Origin of the sequence: Paraburkholderia sp. RL18-085-BIA-A, from assembly GCF_046027075.1 — a bacterium.
Taxonomy (GTDB): Bacteria; Pseudomonadota; Gammaproteobacteria; order Burkholderiales; family Burkholderiaceae; genus Paraburkholderia.
In genome coordinates this window covers 1-1,019 of sequence record NZ_JARESU010000483.1, presented here as the reverse complement: position 1 = coordinate 1,019, position 1,019 = coordinate 1, and the positions used below count along the sequence as shown (strand labels likewise).

Annotated in this window: 1 protein-coding gene; it reads right to left on the bottom strand. The window is 66.0% G+C overall.

Features of this window, described 5'->3' with window-relative positions; all coding sequences use genetic code 11:
- Positions 1–1,019: cupin domain-containing protein (locus tag P0D89_RS53390; protein WP_408371315.1), on the bottom strand; the 1,019-nt coding region annotated here is incomplete at both ends.

Here is a 1,019-nt window from a genome sequence, read left to right as displayed (position 1 = left end):
CCCGGATGCGGCCGGTATTGGCCGGTTTCCATCAGCTCCGAAGCGGCAATGGCCTTCGGTGTCCAACGCAGGGTTGCGCGTGTTTCCAGCAACCAGGCCTGATAGCCTTCAGGAACGTCCTCCGACGGCCCGTGGTGGATGACCCCCTTTGGCACACAGGTCAACGTGCCGGGTTCCGTACACCCGCCCCAGGCGCCCGGGCCTCGCACGTAACAGATCACCTCGTCGAAATCGGCGTTGATGTGAACGGGCGGCCGTCCCCCGGGACGCGCGCTGAGGTTGAACATCAGCAGGTCGCCCGTGCCTGATGACAGAAACTGGCTGGGCGGACCGCCCTCAGGCAGGTAGGCGTGAACCTGGATACTGGCCAGATTCAGCTTCCACACCGGGACGGACTCCGACAGGAGCATGCCGAGCGCGAGCGGATCATGCGGCATCATGAAGACCGTGTTCTCGGGGTCGAGGGTTTTCAGCACCAGCCGCGTCGGGCCGCCGGCCGGCATGGCGGAGTCGACTTCGGCAAACTTCAGATCCCGCGCCACGTTGAGCAGGCCGCTTGGCGCAGGCGGCGCGAGCTTCAGGGCCGAAGGACTCTCGACGATGATGCTGCGCATGGCATCGCCCGTCGGCGCGTATCGGTACGCGACGGATCGGGGTATGCACACGAAGTCCCCTTCCGTCGCCGTGAGACAGCCCACGTCCGTTTCGAACCTGGCCGTGCCGGACTGGATGAAATGGATCTCGTCCGCTTCGACATTGCGCACCACATACGGCATGGGCTTGCGCCGTCCCGACACATGCAGTGTGACGCCGAGCCGGGAAGTCGCCACGGTGGTCGGAAGCGCCTCAGGGTCGTCCTGATCGTCAGGCCTCAGGCGCTCGAGGACGGCTCGCCGCGGTGCGTGCGGCCCCTGCACGGAAAGATAATCAGGCGCGTAGGTCGTCCGGGTCACCACTGACAGCGCCCCCTGGAATCCGTCACGGGTCCAGAGTTGCACCGGCGGGGGGCCCGCATCATG